At 72.1% G+C, this 16,298-nt stretch carries 11 protein-coding genes; 5 read left to right on the forward strand and 6 right to left on the reverse strand.

Features of this window, described 5'->3' with window-relative positions; genetic code table 11:
- Positions 1–35: 35 nt before the first annotated feature.
- On the reverse strand, positions 36–2,030 hold the full coding sequence (locus OTB20_RS18150) for a serine hydrolase (RefSeq protein WP_267818747.1): 1,995 nt from the start codon (positions 2,028–2,030) through the stop codon (positions 36–38).
- 148 nt (positions 2,031–2,178) lie between these two features.
- Here OTB20_RS18150 and OTB20_RS18155 point away from each other — a divergent pair, with 148 nt between their 5' ends.
- The 3 genes from OTB20_RS18155 (at position 2,179) to OTB20_RS18165 (ending at position 6,164) form a co-directional block, all read left to right on the forward strand.
- Positions 2,179–3,309 (forward strand): NAD(P)H-dependent flavin oxidoreductase, encoded by a 1,131-nt coding sequence (locus OTB20_RS18155; protein ID WP_267818749.1) that lies wholly within the window; start codon positions 2,179–2,181, stop codon positions 3,307–3,309.
- Positions 3,306–4,859 carry an acyl-CoA synthetase gene (locus OTB20_RS18160; RefSeq protein ID WP_267818751.1) on the forward strand — a complete coding sequence of 518 codons (1,554 nt, stop codon included), beginning with the start codon at positions 3,306–3,308 and terminating at the stop codon, positions 4,857–4,859. The genes OTB20_RS18155 and OTB20_RS18160 overlap by 4 nt, the downstream gene beginning before the upstream one ends.
- A 165-nt stretch (positions 4,860–5,024) precedes the next feature.
- Positions 5,025–6,164: a calcium:proton antiporter gene (locus OTB20_RS18165; protein ID WP_267818753.1), complete on the forward strand. Its 1,140-nt coding sequence runs from the start codon at positions 5,025–5,027 to the stop codon at positions 6,162–6,164.
- Positions 6,165–6,249: 85 nt separating this feature from the next.
- On the opposite strand, the gene OTB20_RS18170 is transcribed toward OTB20_RS18165, so the two are convergent.
- Entirely contained in the window at positions 6,250–8,760 is a 2,511-nt protein-coding gene (locus OTB20_RS18170) for a penicillin acylase family protein (protein ID WP_267818755.1), read from the reverse strand.
- A 191-nt stretch (positions 8,761–8,951) separates the two neighbouring features.
- Between OTB20_RS18170 and OTB20_RS18175 the strand changes: the two genes are divergently transcribed.
- Positions 8,952–10,463: a fatty acyl-CoA synthetase gene (locus tag OTB20_RS18175; protein ID WP_267818757.1), complete on the forward strand. Its 1,512-nt coding sequence runs from the start codon at positions 8,952–8,954 to the stop codon at positions 10,461–10,463.
- Between the two features lie 37 nt (positions 10,464–10,500).
- Here the strand turns inward: OTB20_RS18175 and OTB20_RS18180 are convergent, their stop codons facing one another.
- The 3 genes from OTB20_RS18180 to paaK form a co-directional block, all read right to left on the reverse strand.
- Positions 10,501–11,025: a GNAT family N-acetyltransferase gene (locus tag OTB20_RS18180; protein WP_267818758.1), complete on the reverse strand. Its 525-nt coding sequence runs from the start codon at positions 11,023–11,025 to the stop codon at positions 10,501–10,503.
- 72 nt (positions 11,026–11,097) lie between these two features.
- Complete coding sequence (locus tag OTB20_RS18185) at positions 11,098–11,928, reverse strand: YhjD/YihY/BrkB family envelope integrity protein (protein WP_267818760.1); 831 nt, start codon at positions 11,926–11,928, stop codon at positions 11,098–11,100.
- Between the two features lie 165 nt (positions 11,929–12,093).
- Positions 12,094–13,428 carry a phenylacetate--CoA ligase PaaK gene (gene paaK / locus OTB20_RS18190; RefSeq protein ID WP_267818762.1) on the reverse strand — a complete coding sequence of 445 codons (1,335 nt, stop codon included), beginning with the start codon at positions 13,426–13,428 and terminating at the stop codon, positions 12,094–12,096.
- 120 nt (positions 13,429–13,548) lie between these two features.
- Between paaK and OTB20_RS18195 the strand changes: the two genes are divergently transcribed.
- The gene (locus OTB20_RS18195) at positions 13,549–14,427 is read left to right on the forward strand and encodes an alpha/beta fold hydrolase (protein ID WP_267818764.1); all 879 of its coding nucleotides are present in this window, start codon (positions 13,549–13,551) and stop codon (positions 14,425–14,427) included.
- A 98-nt stretch (positions 14,428–14,525) separates the two neighbouring features.
- On the opposite strand, the gene OTB20_RS18200 is transcribed toward OTB20_RS18195, so the two are convergent.
- Positions 14,526–16,154: an acyl-CoA synthetase gene (locus tag OTB20_RS18200; RefSeq protein ID WP_267818766.1), complete on the reverse strand. Its 1,629-nt coding sequence runs from the start codon at positions 16,152–16,154 to the stop codon at positions 14,526–14,528.
- Positions 16,155–16,298 lie beyond the last annotated feature (144 nt).

The raw sequence follows: 16,298 nt of genomic DNA on the forward strand, positions 1-16,298 counted from the left end.
CCGTTGCGGGCCGCTTCGGTCCGTTTCAGTCCGTTTCAGTCCGCCGAGCGGGACCAGCCGGTGGCTTCGATGCGGGATGCGTCGGCGGGGCGGTCCTCGGCGAAGAGGAGGCGGGCCGGCTCCGAGACGCGCAGGACGTCCACGTAGACCCCGCGGCCCACATAGCGGCCCTGTGCGGTGTGGCGGAAGCGGAGGCGGACCTCGCGGCCGGCCCATGGGGTGAGCGGGGCTTCGAGGCGGTGCCAGATGCGGCCCGACCAGCCTGCGACGGAGCCGGCCTGCCAGTGTTCGGCGGCTCCGCCGGTGGCGCGCACGGTGGTGAAGGGGAGCGGCTCCCAGGTCTGCCCGTCGGCGGAGGCCTCCACGTGCAGCGCGCCCGCGCCGGGCACGGTGTCCCACCACAGTGCGCAGCGCAGCCGGGCGGCGTCGGTGGACGGGGTGAGGGGAGGCAGGGTCAGGGTGCCCGAGCCGCCGGTCTCCATGCCGGAGTACCAGGCGGGGCCGCCGTGCTTCGTGCGGACGGGGACGGCGCGGGCGAAGCGGTTGCCGACGGCGACGCGGGGGGCGCTGCCGGCCCGCCAGGTGCGCACGGGGTGGACGGAGTTGCCGAGCAGGATGAGGAAGGAGTCGGTGGAGGGGTCCAGGACGAGGGAGGTGCCGGTGAAACCGGTATGGCCGGCGGAGTGCGGGGTGGCCATGGCGCCCATGTACCAGTGCTGGTAGAGCTCGAAGCCCAGACCGTGGTCGTCGCCGGGGAAGGCGGTGTTGTAGTCGGTGAAGAGCAGCTCGACGGAGGCGGGGCGCAGGATGCGCTTGCCGGCGTAGACCCCGCCGTCGAGCAGGGTGCGGGCGAGGATCGCGAGGTCCCAGGCGGTGCCGAAGACTCCGGCGTGGCCGGCGACGCCGCCCAGGGCGTACGCGTTCTCGTCGTGGACCTCGCCCCAGACGAGCCCGCGGTCGAGCCCGGACCAGGGCGGGCGCTGCACCTCGGTGGCGGCCGTGACCCGGCGCCAGGAGAGCGGTGGGTTGTAACGAGTGCGGTGCATCCCGAGTGGAGCGGTGATCTCGTCGTGGAGCAGGAGATCCAAAGTGTGACCGGTGATCCGTTCCAGGAGTAGCTGGAGGGCGATGAGGTTGAGGTCGGAGTACCGGTAGACCGTCCCTGGAGTCTCTTGTGGCTTCACCGACCACAGCAGCCTCAACTGACCCGCCCGGGTCGGCTCCTGGTAGAAGGGGGCCCAGGAGCGCAGCCCCGAGGTGTGCGTGAGGAGCTGACGTACGGTGACCGCCTCCTTGCCCCCGCCGGTGAACTCGGGCAAGTACCGGCTCACCGGCGCCTCCAGCTCCAACTGCCCGCGCTCCATCTGCTGCACGGCCAGCAGGGAGGTGAACAGCTTGGAGAGGGAGGCCAGGTCGAAGACCGTGTCCTCGGCCATCGCGATGCGCTCGGCGGCCGGGAACTCCCGCACCCGGTCGGTGCGGCCGTCGTAGTCGCGGTACCGGACGGCGTCGCCCATCGCCCGGTGCAACGCCACGGTGCGGCCCCGCCCCGCGAGGACCACGGCCCCGGCGTAGTAAGGGTGTTCGGGGGAGGGGCCGAGGAACCGCCGCGCCTCGTCCGCCACCCCTTCGAGATGCCTCTCCAGCAGCCCGGCCTGGCGGGCGGACCCGTACCGCAACCGCAGCCCCTGCAGGGCGCGCCGCTCGGCCGGACCCCCGGTGGCCCCCACGGACCCGGGCAGCGCGGCCTGGAGTACGAGCACGCCGCCCAGCGCCAGCAGCCGCGCCCCCAGCCGCCGACGGGACAGGCCGCTGGTGAGGCTGCCGTCGCTACCTCCGCCCCTGCTGCTGCCGTCGTCGTTGTTGTTGCCGCCGGCACCGCTCCCACCGCTTGCGGGCGCCGCCGTCGCCGCACCCGCGCGGGCAGCACCGTTGCCGCCGCAGACCCCGGCGTCAGCCGCGCCGCCGCCGAACCCGCCGCCGGAACGCTCCACCCCACCGTCGTTCCCCGTCTTCGCCCGTTCCGCCATGACCGGTCCTCCCGTCCGCCGTCGCGCACCCTCCCGAAGTATCTGCCCGCCCGCCCGGCACCTGCCGCGGTGACCGGCCGGCAAAGAATCTGACGCTGCATCAGAAAACCCCTTCCCTCGGCGGCCGGGCTGCGGCATCCTGCCGCCCATGGAGACGGAGCTGAGCAGAAAACTGGGAATAGAGCACGCCATCTTCGGCTTCACGCCCTTCCCGGCGGTCGCCGCTGCCATCACCCGCGCGGGCGGGTTCGGGGTGCTCGGGGCGGTCCGCTACACCGACCCCGACGACCTCAAGCGCGACCTCGACTGGATGCAGGAGCACACCGACGGCAAGCCCTACGGCCTCGACGTGGTCATGCCCGCGAAGAAGGCCGTCGACGGCATCAGCGAGGCCGACATCGAGGCGATGATCCCGGCCGCGCACCGGGAGTACGTCCGCGACACCCTCGCCAAACACCACGTACCCGAACTTCCCGAGGGCGAGGCCTCGGGCTGGCGCATCACCGGCTGGATGGAACAGGTCGCCCGCAACCAGCTCGACGTCGCCTTCGACTACCCCATCAAGCTCCTGGCGAACGCCCTCGGCTCCCCGCCCGCCGACGTCATCGCGCGCGCCCACGAGCACGGTGTCCTCGTCGCCGCCCTCGCCGGCAGCGCCAAGCACGCCCGCCGGCACGCCGAGGCCGGCATAGACATCGTCGTCGCCCAGGGCTACGAGGCGGGCGGGCACACCGGCGACATCGCCACCATGGTCCTGGTGCCCGAGGTGGTCGAGGCCGTCGCCCCGCTCCCGGTCCTCGCCGCCGGGGGCATCGGCGGCGGCGAGCAGATCGCCGCCGGACTCGCCCTCGGCGCGCAGGGCGCCTGGCTCGGATCCCTCTGGCTGACCACCACCGAGGCGGACATGCACTCCCGCGCCCTCACCGAGAAGCTGCTCGCCGCCGGTTCCGGCGACACCGTCCGCTCCCGCGCGCTCACCGGCAAGCCCGCCCGTCAGCTGCGCACCGAGTGGACCGACGCGTGGGACGACCCGGAGGGCCCCGGCGCACTGCCGATGCCCCTGCAGGGACTCCTCGTCGCGGAGGCCGTCTCCCGCATCCAGAAGTACGAGATCCAGCCGCTGCTCGGCAGCCCCGTCGGCCAGATCGTCGGCCGGATGAACAGCGAGCGCAGCGTCCAGGCGGTCTTCGACGACCTCACCAGCGGTTTCGAGCGCGCCATCGACCGCATCACCCGTATCGCCGGCCGGGTCCCAGGATCTGAGGAGTGCACAGGATGACCGACACGCCCCCCAACGGCTTCTGGGCCCAGGCCACCGCCGACCCCGAGCGCACCGTCCTCGTCACCCCCGAGGGCGAGACGTGGTCCGCCGCCCGGCTGCACGCCGACGTCAACCGCCTCGTCCACGGCCTGCGCGCCGTCGGCCTGCAGCGGGGCGACGTCTTCGCCGTCGTCCTGCCCAACAGTGTCGAGTTCCTCACCGCCTACCTGGCCGCCTCCCAGGCCGGGTTCTACCTCGTCCCGGTCAATCACCACCTCGTCGGCCCCGAGATCGCCTGGATCGTCTCCGATTCCGGAGCCAAGGTCCTCATCGCCCACGAGCGGTTCGCCGACGCCGCCACGGACGCCGCCGACGAGGCGGGCCTGCCCGCGAGCCACCGCTACGCGGTCGGAGCCGTCGCGGGCTTCCGCTCGTACGGCGAGCTGCTCGACGGGCAGCCGGACACCGCCCCCGCGGACCGCACGCTCGGCTGGGTCATGAACTACACCTCCGGCACCACCGGCCGGCCGCGCGGCATCCGCCGCCCGCTGCCCGGCAAGCTCCCGGAGGAGACCTACCTCGGAGGCTTCCTCGGCATCTTCGGCATCCGCGCGTTCGACGAAAACGTCCACCTGGTGTGCTCGCCGCTCTACCACACGGCCGTCCTCCAGTTCGCCGCCGCGGCCCTGCACATCGGACACCCGCTGATCCTGATGGACAAGTGGACGCCCGAGGAGATGCTGCGCCTGATCGACGGCCATGCCTGCACGCACACCCACATGGTCCCGACCCAGTTCCACCGGCTCCTCGCGCTCCCGCAGGAGACGAAGGACGCGTACGACGTCTCCTCCATGCGGCACGCCATCCACGGCGCCGCGCCCTGCCCCGACCACGTCAAGCGGGCAATGATCGACTGGTGGGGCGGGTGCGTGGAGGAGTACTACGCGGCGAGCGAGGGCGGCGGCGCCTTCGCGACGGCCGAGGACTGGCTGAAGAAGCCGGGCACCGTCGGCAAGGCCTGGCCGATCAGCGAGCTCGCCATCTTCGACGACGACGGCGAGCGGCTGCCCGCCGGCGAACTCGGCACCGTCTACATCAAGATGAACACCGGCGGCTTCAGCTACCACAAGGACGAGGGCAAGACGAAGAAGAACCGGATCGGGGACTTCTTCACCGTCGGCGACCTCGGCCTGATGGACGAGGAGGGCTACCTCTTCCTCCGCGACCGGAAGATCGACATGATCATCTCGGGCGGGGTGAACATCTACCCGGCCGAGATCGAGTCGGCGCTGCTCACCCATCCGGCGGTCGCCGACGCCGCCGCCTTCGGAATACCGCACCCCTCCTGGGGCGAGGAGGTCAAGGCGGTCATCGAACCCGCCGAGGGCTTCGCGGCGAGCGACGCGCTGGCGGCGGAGATCCTCAACCACTGCGAGCGGCAACTCGCCGGGTACAAGCGGCCCAAGACCGTGGACTTCATCGAGACGATGCCGCGCGATCCCAACGGCAAGCTGTACAAGCGACGGCTGCGCGAACCGTACTGGGAGGGCCACGAGCGCGCGATGTGACATCCGGGCCGGCCCCGAGGGGCCGGCGCCACGGCGCCGACTCGGCGGGGCCTGCCCTTCGGCGCCGGCCCGCCACGCCCGGAGTTTCGTGAGAAGTGCCACGTCAGAGCCGTGAAGGCGGCTGTTGCAGCGCACAGGCGGGACAGTTCTGGCAAGTTGGCTGATATGAGTACGGCAACGCACAGAACCCCCCTGACCGACTGGACCGTCATGGTCCCCGTGGTGGCGCTCGTCGCGCTCGCCTTCAGCTGGGGACGCGATCTGCCCGCACTCGCCGTCGCCCTGGTGGCACTCTGCCTGGCCGGTGCGGTGCTGGCGGCGGTCCACCACGCCGAGGTCGTCGCACACCGGGTCGGCGAACCCTTCGGCTCGCTCGTCCTCGCCGTCGCGGTCACCGTCATCGAAGTGGCCCTCATCGTCACCCTGCTGGCCGACGGCGGCAGCAAGACCTCCTCGCTCGCCCGTGACACCGTCTTCGCCGCCGTCATGATCACGTGCAACGGCATCGTCGGCCTGTCCCTGCTCGTCGGGGCCCTGCGCAACCGCGTCGCCGTCTTCAACGCCGAGGGCTCGGGCGCGGCCCTGGCCACCGTCGCCACGCTGGCCGTACTCAGCCTCGTACTGCCCACCTTCACCACCACCAAGCCCGGCCCGGAGTTCTCCACGGCCCAGCTCGCCTTCGCCGCGACCGCCTCGCTCGCCCTCTACGGCCTGTTCGTCGCCGTCCAGACGGTCCGCCACCGCGACTACTTCCTGCCCGTCGACACGAAGCGGATCCGCAAGGAGGCCGCGAAGGCCGCCGCCGCGGCCGCGGCCGGAGAGGACGACGAGCACGCCGAACCGCCCACCGCCCGCGCTGCCCTGATCAGCCTCGGACTGCTGCTCGTCGCGCTCGTCGCCGTCGTGGGCAACGCCAAAGCCGTCTCCCCGACCATCGAACGGGGAGTCGCGGACCTCGGCCTGCCCTACGCCGTGGTCGGTGTGATCATCGCCCTGCTCGTGCTGGCACCCGAGACCCTGGCCGCCGTCCGCGCGGCCCGCCGGGACCGCGTACAGACCAGCCTCAACCTCGCCTACGGCTCCGCCATCGCCAGCATCGGCCTGACCATCCCGGCCATCGCGCTGGCGACGATCTGGCTCTCCGGCCCGCTGGTCCTCGGGCTCGAACCGGTCCACATGGTGCTGCTCGCGCTGACCATCGTCGTCGGCGCCCTCACCATCGTCCCGGGCCGCGCCACCCTGCTCCAGGGCGGCGTGCACCTCGTGCTGCTGGCCGCGTACCTCTTCCTCGCCGTCAGCCCCTGAGCCCGCCCCCGCCCCGGCCCCGCCCCGGCCCCGTACGGCCGGCCGCCGCCCTCCCGGCAGCGGCCGGCCCCACGGATGGCGGAGGTCAGCGCCGCTCGCTCGGCCAGACGACCTTCAGTTGGGGCGAGGTGAGGATGTCCCACTCGCAGAACCGTGCCTTCACCCAGCGCTCCTGGGAGAAGAGCCGGGTCTGGTCGGCCGAGTGCGGGGAATTGGGGTTCGAGGACTGGCTGTACGTCAACAGCGTGCGGGCCACCGGGCAGCGGCCGCCGTCCCAGCCGACCGCCTGGATGTGGCTGGAGCCGTGCACCACCTCCGGATAGCCGCCGGCCGCCGCGTTCCACGGAGCCTCGATCTTGTTCCAGACACCCAGGGCCTCGGTTCCGCCGCCCACCGGCAGCTTCTGCCCGCCGCGCACCACGAACTGGTGCTCCCCGAGCGGGGCGTCCAGCGCGATGCCCGCCGCCCTCAGCTCCGCCACCGTGTCGGCGAGGGCCCGCCCGATACCGGGCGCCGCTTGACTGAGGGTGCGGGGCGTCCGTACCGGATCGGCCGCGTCGAAGGGCACCAGCCACAGGTCCTTGGCCGGCGTGCTCGCCGTCAGCTTCCGCCAGAACCGGTCGAAGAACAGCGCGCCGCGGCTCGTACCGTCGGCCGTGCGGTCCCAGGCCGCCAGCACCCCGCAGGCCGCCGAGACGTCCACGGCGGCGCCGTCCGCGCCCGTGGCCGTACCGCCCGGCAGAGCCGCGCAGGCCTTCGCGGCGTCGGCCGCCGCCAGATCACCCGCCGGGACCCGGTTCGCGAACTGCTGCTTCTGCAGGTCCGCCACCGTCAGCCCGCCCCGGGCGGCCATGGCGGAGACATCCTCCAGGGCGCCGCGGGTGCGCAGCGAGCGCGGGGTGGAGACATTGCCCCAGATCCGCTCGTAACCGGTGAGCGGCTCATCCGCGTTGGCCAGCCAGGCGCTGTCGTTGGAGTTCTCGGCGTACGGGGCGTCGCGCAGCGTCGGCGCCCTGCCCGGGCCGAAGACACCGGGCTGGACCGCGTCGGAGTCGGAGCCGAGCGCGCACTCGCCGCGCGAACCGTCCAGTACCGCCAGCCCCGAGGAGGGGTACGTGGCCCTGCCGAGCGGGGTCGAGCAGCGCGCGACGAGCTCGTCCGTGATCCGGGGGAGCACCTGGGACTGGGTGAAGAGGGTGCCGCCCGCCGAGTCGGCGGCCACCGTGTTGACCCAGGGCAGGCCCTGGGTGCGCCGCAGGGCGTCCTGTACGCCGCCGACCGAGCCGGCCCTGCCCACGGCGAGGGCCGTGTCGGAGCCGCGCAGGTTCGCCGCGTTGGGGTCGGCCAGCGCGTAGGCGGTGGCCGTGGTCCAGGGCAGCGGGAGGCCGCCGCCCAGGCCGGACAGGACCGGGCCGTAGCGGGTCCACCACTGGGTCCGGGTGACCGGGGCGCCGCCCGCGACCTGGACGCTGACGGTGCGCGCGGTCATCCTCTCCGGCTTGCCGTCCACCAGGTAGGCGGTCGGGTCGGCCGGGTCGAGGATCAGCTGGTGCAGGTTGAGGGGGGTGCCGGTGGCCACGGTGTGGCTCCAGGCCACCTTCTCGTTGAAGCCGATGTTCACCACGGTGGTGCCGAGCAGCGAGCCGCCCGAGACGTTCAGCTCGCCGGGGATGGTCTGCTGCGACTGCCAGAACCGGCGGCCGCCCTGCCACGGATAGTGCGGGTTGCCGAGGAGCAGGCCGGAGCCGTTCGCGGTGGTGGAGCCGGCGAAGGCCACCGCGTTGGAGCCCATGTCGTAGCGGGTGGTGTCGAAGAACTCCCGGGCGGCCTCGGCCGCGGCGGCCGGATCGATGCCGGCCGCGGCCTCCGCGCCGGTCTTCGCGCCAGTCTCCGCGCCGGCCTTTGCGCCGAACTCAGCGCCGGTCTTCGCGCCGGGCCCGGCGGCGGCCGGGGCCGGGGGCCTGGCCGTGGTGATTCCGTCGACCGCGCGGCCCTGGCCGCCCAGCACCGAGACGGCGAACCCGCGGGCGGCGACGTCGGTGACGGTGACCGGGCGCACCCACCCGGCGCCCTTGCAGGCCGGGTCGGTGATCTTGTTCTGGGCCAGCCAGGCGTTGTAGCCGGCGGTCCAGCCCCGCATCAGTTCCCGGACCTCCTTGCTCGGACCGGCCGGCGCGGGCGTGGCCAGCAGCTTCTCCACGGTGCCGGAGTCGCGGACACCCTTGAAGTACAGGTCGCTGGAGAGGTTCCCGGCGGCGGAGGAGAGCGAGCCGTCGGGCACGGCGTCCGGGCCGAACCACCGCGAACGTTCTCCCGAGACGGTCAGGAACCCGTCGGCGAGCACGCACACCTGGTCGGCGGCCTGCGCCCAGCCGGTGCCGAAACCGAGGTGGGCGTAGTCCCTGGCCAGGATGTGCGGGATCCCGTTCTCGGTGTACCGGATGACCGCGGAGAGGCCGCCGCCGGACGGTCCGGAGCCGCGGTCCTGGGCGGCGGCCTCGGGTATCGCCGAGGCGGCGGCCAGCAGTGCGGCGCCGGTGAGGGCGACACGACGGAGGAGCGGGCGGGCGCGACGGCGTCCGTGGAGAACTCGCAACTTACCTCCCAAGTAGCCTGCGGACGGGCGCGATCGACCGACCGGTTGGGTGGTGCTCGTGTGCCCCCACACTCATGCAGGCCACCTGACGTCGTGTCAACATGCCGTTTGGTATCCCCACGGCATCCGGCCGGGCATCCACGGTGCTGCGGTCATTGACCTCGGGCGTACGGGCAGACGAGGATCCCGCCATGACCCCGGTGCGGAAGAACACGGTCGACGGACTGGTCCACGACAGCGCGCGGCGCGTCCCGGACCGGGTGGCGGTCCGCTACCGGGAAAGGACCTGGACCTACGCGGAACTCGACGCGGCCGTCTCCGTGGGCGCGGCCGTGCTGCGCGGACGCTACGGGCTGGCCGAGGGGGACCGGGTCGCGACCTTCGGGCACAACTCCGACGCCTACCTGCTCGCCTTCCTCGCCTGCGCGCGGGCCGGGCTCACGCACGTCCCCGTCAACCAGAACCTCACCGGGGAGGACCTCGCGTACATCCTGGAGAACTCCGGGACCTCGCTCGTCCTCGCGGACCCGGAACTGGCCGGACGGGTCCCCGGGGGATTCGCCGTACGCCCGCTGCGCGATGCGCCCGGCTCCTTCCTCGCCGAACCGGCGGAGCCCGCCGGGGCCGAGGCCTTCGCCCGCTCCGCTGACCCCTCCCGGCTGGCGCAGCTGCTGTACACCTCCGGGACCACCGCCCTGCCCAAGGGGGCGATGATGACGCACGAGGCGCTCTGCCACGAGTACGAGAGCGCGATCGCCGCCCTGGACCTGGCGGAGGGCGACCTGCCGGTGCACTCCCTGCCGCTGTACCACTCGGCCCAGATGCACGTCTTCCTGCTGCCGTACCTGGCGGTGGGCGCGCGGAACACGATCGTGGACGCGCCGGTCGCGGTGGAGATCTTCGACCTGGTGGAGGCGGGGGAGGCGGACAGCCTGTTCGCGCCGCCGACGGTGTGGATCGGGCTGGCGAACCACCCCGACTTCGCCGTCCGCGACCTGTCCGCCCTGCGCAAGGCGTACTACGGGGCGTCGATCATGCCGGTGCCGGTCCTTGAAAGACTGCGCGCGCGGCTGCCCGGACTCGGCTTCTACAACTGCTTCGGCCAGAGCGAGATCGGCCCCCTGGCCACGGTGCTGCGGCCGGAGGAACACGAGGGGCGGATGGACTCGTGCGGGCGGCCGGTCCACCACGTGCAGGCGCGGGTCGTCGACGAGGACGGGGCGCAGGTTCCGGACGGCACGCCCGGCGAGGTGGTCTACCGCTCCCCGCAGCTGTGCCTGGGCTACTGGAACGACGCGGAGGCGACGAAGAAGGCCTTCCAGGACGGCTGGTTCCGCTCGGGCGACCTGGCGGTCCGGGATCCGCAGGGGTACTTCACGGTCGTGGACCGGGTGAAGGACGTCATCAACTCGGGCGGGGTGCTGGTCGCCTCCCGCCAGGTCGAGGACGTGCTGTACACCCACCCGGGCGTGGTCGAGGCGGCGGTGGTCGGACTGCCGGACGAACGGTGGATCGAGGCCGTCACGGCGGTGGTGGTCCCGCGCGACGGGGTGACGGAGGCCGAACTCCTGGCCTACGCCCGGGAGAGGCTGGCCCATTTCAAGGCCCCGAAGCGGATCCTGTTCGTGGACGCCCTCCCCCGCAACGCGAGCGGCAAGATCCTCAAGCGCACCCTGCGCGACCGCTTCTCGCCCCCCGCCTGAGCGGGGGCGGCGCGGAACCCCGGCGGAGCCTGCGAAATCAGCGGAGTTCGTCCGCCAGCAGCCCCATGGTGAACATGTCGAACCAGCGGCCGTCGCGGCGGAAGACCTGGCGAAGGCGGCCCTCCTCGACGAAGCCGACCTTCTCGTAGGCCTTGCGCGCGGCATGGTTCTCGGTGGCCACGGTCAGGGTCACCTTGTGCAGGCGCATGTCCTCGAACCCGTAGCGACAGACCGTCCGCACCGTGTCGGTGGCGTACCCGCGGCCCCAGTACGCCTTCTCGCCGAGGTAGACGTCGAGTGTCGCGATGCCCTTCTCCGGTTCCGCGTCGCGCAGGGCGACCAGCCCGATGAGTACGCCGTCGGCGAGCGCCTCCACGCCCAGGAGCAGGTCGCCGTAGGAGTTGCGGGGGCGATCGGTCAGCCACGTTCGGACCCGCTCCACCGGCTGGGCGTACGAGTCGTCCATCCACCGCATGACCTCGGGGTCGTGGTTCCAGCGCCACAGGGCCGCGGCGTCCTCGGGGCCCATCGCCCGCAGTTTCACCAGTTCTCCGAGCGCCATGCCCAACCATCCTTGGTCCATCTCGTGATCATTTCGCGAACACGAACTACTACCACGGCCGGGATCGCACGCTCAATCGATTTCCGGAAGCTCCGCGTCCTGATCCTGGAGGCGGCGCAGGACCAGGTGTTCGTGGAAGAGGCGGCCGACCAGAGCGCCGCCGTAGACCACGAAGCCGACGCCGACCAGCCAGGACTGGACCACCAGGAGGGTGCCGAAGGGGCCGTAGGTCACGGCGTTGGAGGCGATCAGCGGGGAGAACACCAACTGCGAGAAGACCCGCAGGCCGAGGAGGCCCAGGCTGGTGCACGCGGCCCCGGGCAGCAGGGCGCGCCAGCGGACCCGGCCGCCGAGGAGGATCCACTGGGAGGTCCAGAAGAACAGGCAGGTGCCGATGAGATCGCCCGTGGTGCCGAGGACCGTGCCGGTGGCGTCGTCCGAGGGGGCGGGGATGGCGACCAGCAGAGCGAGATAGCAGACCAGCAGGGCGAGCCAGACGACGTGCCGCCACATGGTGTGCCAGCGGGCCGTCGGCAGGTCCCAGACCTTCTCGTACCCGGTCTGCACGGCGGAGCCGAAGGTCAGGCCGAAGACGGCGAGGGCCGCGAGACCGAAAGCGGTGGTCCGCTCCAGCGCGAGGTCCGCGGCGCCGAACAGCATCTCCACCCGCTCCCGGGAGAACTCCGCCACCCCGAGGGCCTGGCCGAGCCAGCGCCCGAAGCCCGAGCCGCTGCCCGGCGCGGCGGCCGCGACGACGACGAGCAGCGGCACCAGGGTGAGGAAGCCGAGGGCGGCAAATCCCATGGCCCGGTGCATCAGCTCCATCTCCCGGCCACGGCTCCACGCCAGCCCGGCCTGGGAGCCCTGGAGCCGGTCGTGGAACCGCCGGAAGATCGAGGTCACGCCTCTCTCCCTACCCGGATGGGTCCGCGGCTTCCCGGGAGGCCCCCCGAGTGGCCCCGAAGGGGTGGATCCGGCGGCGGGACGCTCCGGGTGTTCCGGGCGGGCTCCGGGTACGCTCCGGGCGATCCGGGAAGCCCGGCGGCGGTCAGCCGGCCGGTGCGCGGCTCAGGCCCCCCGGAGGTCCACCAGCCGCTTGATCTTGCCGACCGAGCGCTCCAGGGTCTCCGGATCCACCACCTCCACCGTGACCGAGACCCCGACGCCCTCCTTGACGGCCCGCACCACCGAGGCCGCCGCGGCCGCCCGCTGACCGGCGTCGCTGTCCCGGCGCGCCTCCACCCGTACCGTCAGGGCGTCCAGTCGTCCCTGCCGGGTCAGACGGAGCTGGAAGTGCGGAGCCAGGGCCGGGATGCGCAGGAGCACCTCCTCGATCTGGGTGGGGTAGAGGTTCACCCCACGCAGGATGATCATGTCGTCGCTGCGTCCGGTGATCTTCTCCATCCGGCGGAAGGCCGGCCGGACGGTGCCGGGCAGCAGCCGGGTCAGATCCCGGGTGCGGTAGCGGACGACGGGCATCGCCTCCTTGGTGAGCGAGGTGAAGACCAGCTCCCCGGCCTCGCCCTCCGGCAGTACGGCACCCGTCAGCGGGTCGACCACCTCCGGATAGAAGTGGTCCTCCCAGATGTGGAGGCCGTCCTTCGTCTCGGCGAACTCCTGCGCGACGCCGGGGCCCATCACCTCCGACAACCCGTATATGTCCACCGCGTCGATGGCGAGGCGTTCCTCGATCTCGCGGCGCATCTCCTCGGTCCACGGCTCGGCGCCGAAGATCCCCGTACGGAGGGAGGTGGCGCGGGGGTCGATGCCCTGGCGCTCCATCTCGTCCAGCAGGGTCAGCATGTAGGAGGGGGTCACCATGATGACCTCCGGCTGGAAGTCCTGGATCAGCCGGACCTGGCGGTCCGTCATCCCGCCCGATGCGGGGACGACCGTGCAGCCCAGGCGCTCCGCGCCGTAGTGCGCGCCCAGGCCGCCGGTGAACAGGCCGTACCCGTAGGCGATGTGGACGATCTGGCCGGGCCTGCCGCCCGCCGCACGGATCGAACGGGCGACGACGTCCGCCCAGGTGGACAGGTCCCTCTCGGTGTATCCGACGACGGTCGGCCGGCCCGTGGTGCCGCTGGACGCGTGGATGCGGCGGACATCGGAGCGCGGCACGGCGAACATCCCGAAGGGGTAGTGGTCGCGCAGATCGGATTTGGTGGTGAAGGGGAACAGGGAGAGGTCGGAGAGGGAGCGGCAGTCGTCGGGATGCAGGCCGGCCTTGTCGAAGGCCTGCCGGTAGAAGGGCACCCGGTCGTACGCCCGGCTCAGGGTCGCCCGCAGCCGGGTCAGCTGGAGCGATGCCAGCTCGTCCCGGCTCAGCCGCTCGCCCTCGTCCGCGGCGCCCGCTTCCCGACGGCCCTCGCCGTCCTCCTGAGCGTTCGTGTACGTACCCATGTCGGCCACCCCTTGTTCGAATCAACCGAACGATCATTCGGTAGACTGCCGGACCCGGGCGGCCAAATCAATTACTCGAACGAGTGATCGTCTGCTGGGATTGCCCCCATGCCGACCTCCATGCCTTCCACCAGCACGTTCACCTTCACCTCTTACGACGGCACCGAACTCGCCTGCCACGTACAGGGCGAAGGGGAGCCGCTGCTCTGCCTCCCAGGCGGCGCCATGCGGGCCTCCGCCTACCTGGGCGACCTCGGCGGACTGTCCGCCGGGCGCCGGCTGGTCCTGCTCGACCTGCGCGGCACCGGGGGCTCCGCGATCCCGGCCGATCCGGCCACGTACCGGGTCGACCACCAGGTCGCCGACGTCGAGGCACTGCGCGCCCACCTCGGCGTGGAAAGCGTCGACCTGCTCGCCCACTCCGCCGCCGGCAACCTGGCCCTGCTCTACGCGGCCGCGCACCCGCGGCGGGTACGCCGGATGGCCATGATCACGCCGACCTGCTGGGCGGTGGACCTCACGGAGTCCCCGGAAACCCGGCTCGCAGAGGTCCGCCGGCGCGGTGGCGGCGAGCCCTACGACACGGCCATCGCGGCCTACGAACGGGCGCTCGCCGCCTTCGCCGCCGGAGGAACCCCCGACGAGACCGACTGGGCGGCCTCGGTGCCGCTCTTCTACGGGCGCTGGGACGAGGCGGCGCGCGCCCACGCGGCCCTCAGCCCGGCCCAGAAGAACGCCGCGGCGGCCGCCGCCTTCGCCGGCCCCGGCGCCTTCGATCCGCCCGCCACCCGGGCCGCGCTGGCCCAGGTCACCGCAGAGGTGCTGGTCCTGGCCGGGGAACTGGACACCAACCCCTCCCCGGCCCTTGCCGCCCGTCTCGCGGAACTCTTCGCACACGGCGTCGCCGACGTACAACGGGGCGCCGGGCACTTCCCCTGGCTGGACGAAGCACCGTGGTTCGCGGCCCGCGTCGAGCGCTTCCTGCGCACCGGGGCCTGAGCGCCGACGGCCCGACCGGCCCGACCGGCCCGACCCGACCGACGCCGGCGGGCCGGAACCCGGCAGGGTCCCGGCCCGCCGGCAGGTGGTGTGCGGGGTCAGTTCGCGTCCGCGTCCGTGGCCACCGACTTCGCCCACCGGTAGTCCGCCTTGCCGCTCGGGGAGCGCTGGATGGCGGGGGCGATGACGAGCTGCCGGGGGATCTTGTAGCCGGCCAGCTTGGTGCGGCAGTGGGTCTGGATCTGGTCCAGCGTGGGCTCGGCGGCGCCCTCCCGGATCTGGACCACCGCCGCGACGTGGCTGCCCCACGTCGGGTCCGCGACCCCTGCGACCAGGGCGTCGTACACGTCCGGGTGGGACTTCAGCGCCTGCTCGACCTCCTCCGGGTACACCTTCTCGCCGCCCGTGTTGATGCACTGGGAGCCGCGGCCGAGGACGGTGACGATGCCCTGCTCGTCCACGGTCGCCATGTCACCGAGCAGCACCCACCGCTCGGATCCCTTCTGGAAGAAGGTTTCGGCGGTTTTGACGGGGTCGTTGTAGTAGCCGAGCGGAACGTACCCGCGCTGCGCGAGGCGTCCGGGTTCGCCTATCGGCACGGGCTCGTGGGTCACCGGGTCGACCACCTGCGTCCGCTCGTTGACCTCCAGGCGGAAGCCCTTCTCCGGGCTGGAGTCGTTCGTGGCGCGGCCGTTCGAGCCGGACTCGGAGGAGCCGAAGTTGTTCAGGAGCATCACGTTCGGCACGAGCCGCTGGAATTCGGCGCGCACCGTTTCCGACATGATCGCGCCGGAGGAGGAGACGCTGAAGAGGGAGGACAGGTCCGTTCCCTTCAGGGGACCGTTGAGGGCGTCGATCAGCGGCCGCAGCATGGCGTCGCCCACCAGCGACACACTGGACACCCTTTCCTTCTCGATCGTGCGCAGCACTTCCTCGGGCGCGTACTTGCGGTGGATGACCACCCGCTGCCCGTAGTTGAAGGCGATGAAGGACGTCAGCGTGGACGTGCCGTGCATCAGCGGCGGCGCGGGGAAGAAAGTGAGCCCGGCGCCCTTGGACGCGACCCTCTCGGCCAGTTCCTCGGGCCGCTTCACCGGCTCGCCGGTGGGCTCGCCCCCGAAGAGGCCGGCGAAGAAGAGGTCCTCGGCGCGCCACATGACGCCCTTGGGCATACCGGTCGTGCCGCCCGTGTAGATGATGAAGAGGTCGTCGGGGGAGCGGGGCGGGAAACCGCGGCCCGGCGAGCCGGCCGCCTCGGCGTCGGCGTACGCGACCGGCGCGATCGAGGGCTCCGGGGCGCCCTCGGGGGTCGGCCCGACGCGGATCAGGTGACGGAGTTTCGCCGTCTGCGGGAGCGCGGCCGCGACCCGTTCGGTGAACTCGCCCTCGAAGACGAGCGCCGCGAGGTCGGCGTCGTTGTAGAGGTAGACCAGCTCCTCCTCCACGTACCGGTAGTTCACGTTCACCGGAACCAGGCGGGCCTTCAGGCAGGCGAGCACGGTCTGGAGGTACTCGACCCCGTTGTAGAGGTGCAGGCCCAGGTGCTCTCCGGCCTTCAGGCCGCTGTCCAGCAGGTGGTGCGCGATGCGGTTGGACGCCGCGTCCAGCTCCGCGTACGTGAGACGGCGCTCGGCGCCGGTCCCGGGGTGGTCCACGTACACGAGGGCCTCGCGGTCCGGGACCACGTCCACGACCGACTCGAACAGGTCGGCAATGTTGTACTCCACCGGTCCTCCTGACCCAGAAAATCCCATGGCTGGTCTGCTCGGCGGTCATTAGAGCGTCGCCAACCCCAACAAGGAAGGGGACCGTCCAAGAAATCTGACTGGGTGTCAGAAAACTATTGAACTGCACCCGCCCCTACTGCAACC

This window comes from Streptomyces sp. H27-H1 (genome assembly GCF_026627445.1).
GTDB lineage: Bacteria > Actinomycetota > Actinomycetes > Streptomycetales > Streptomycetaceae > Streptomyces.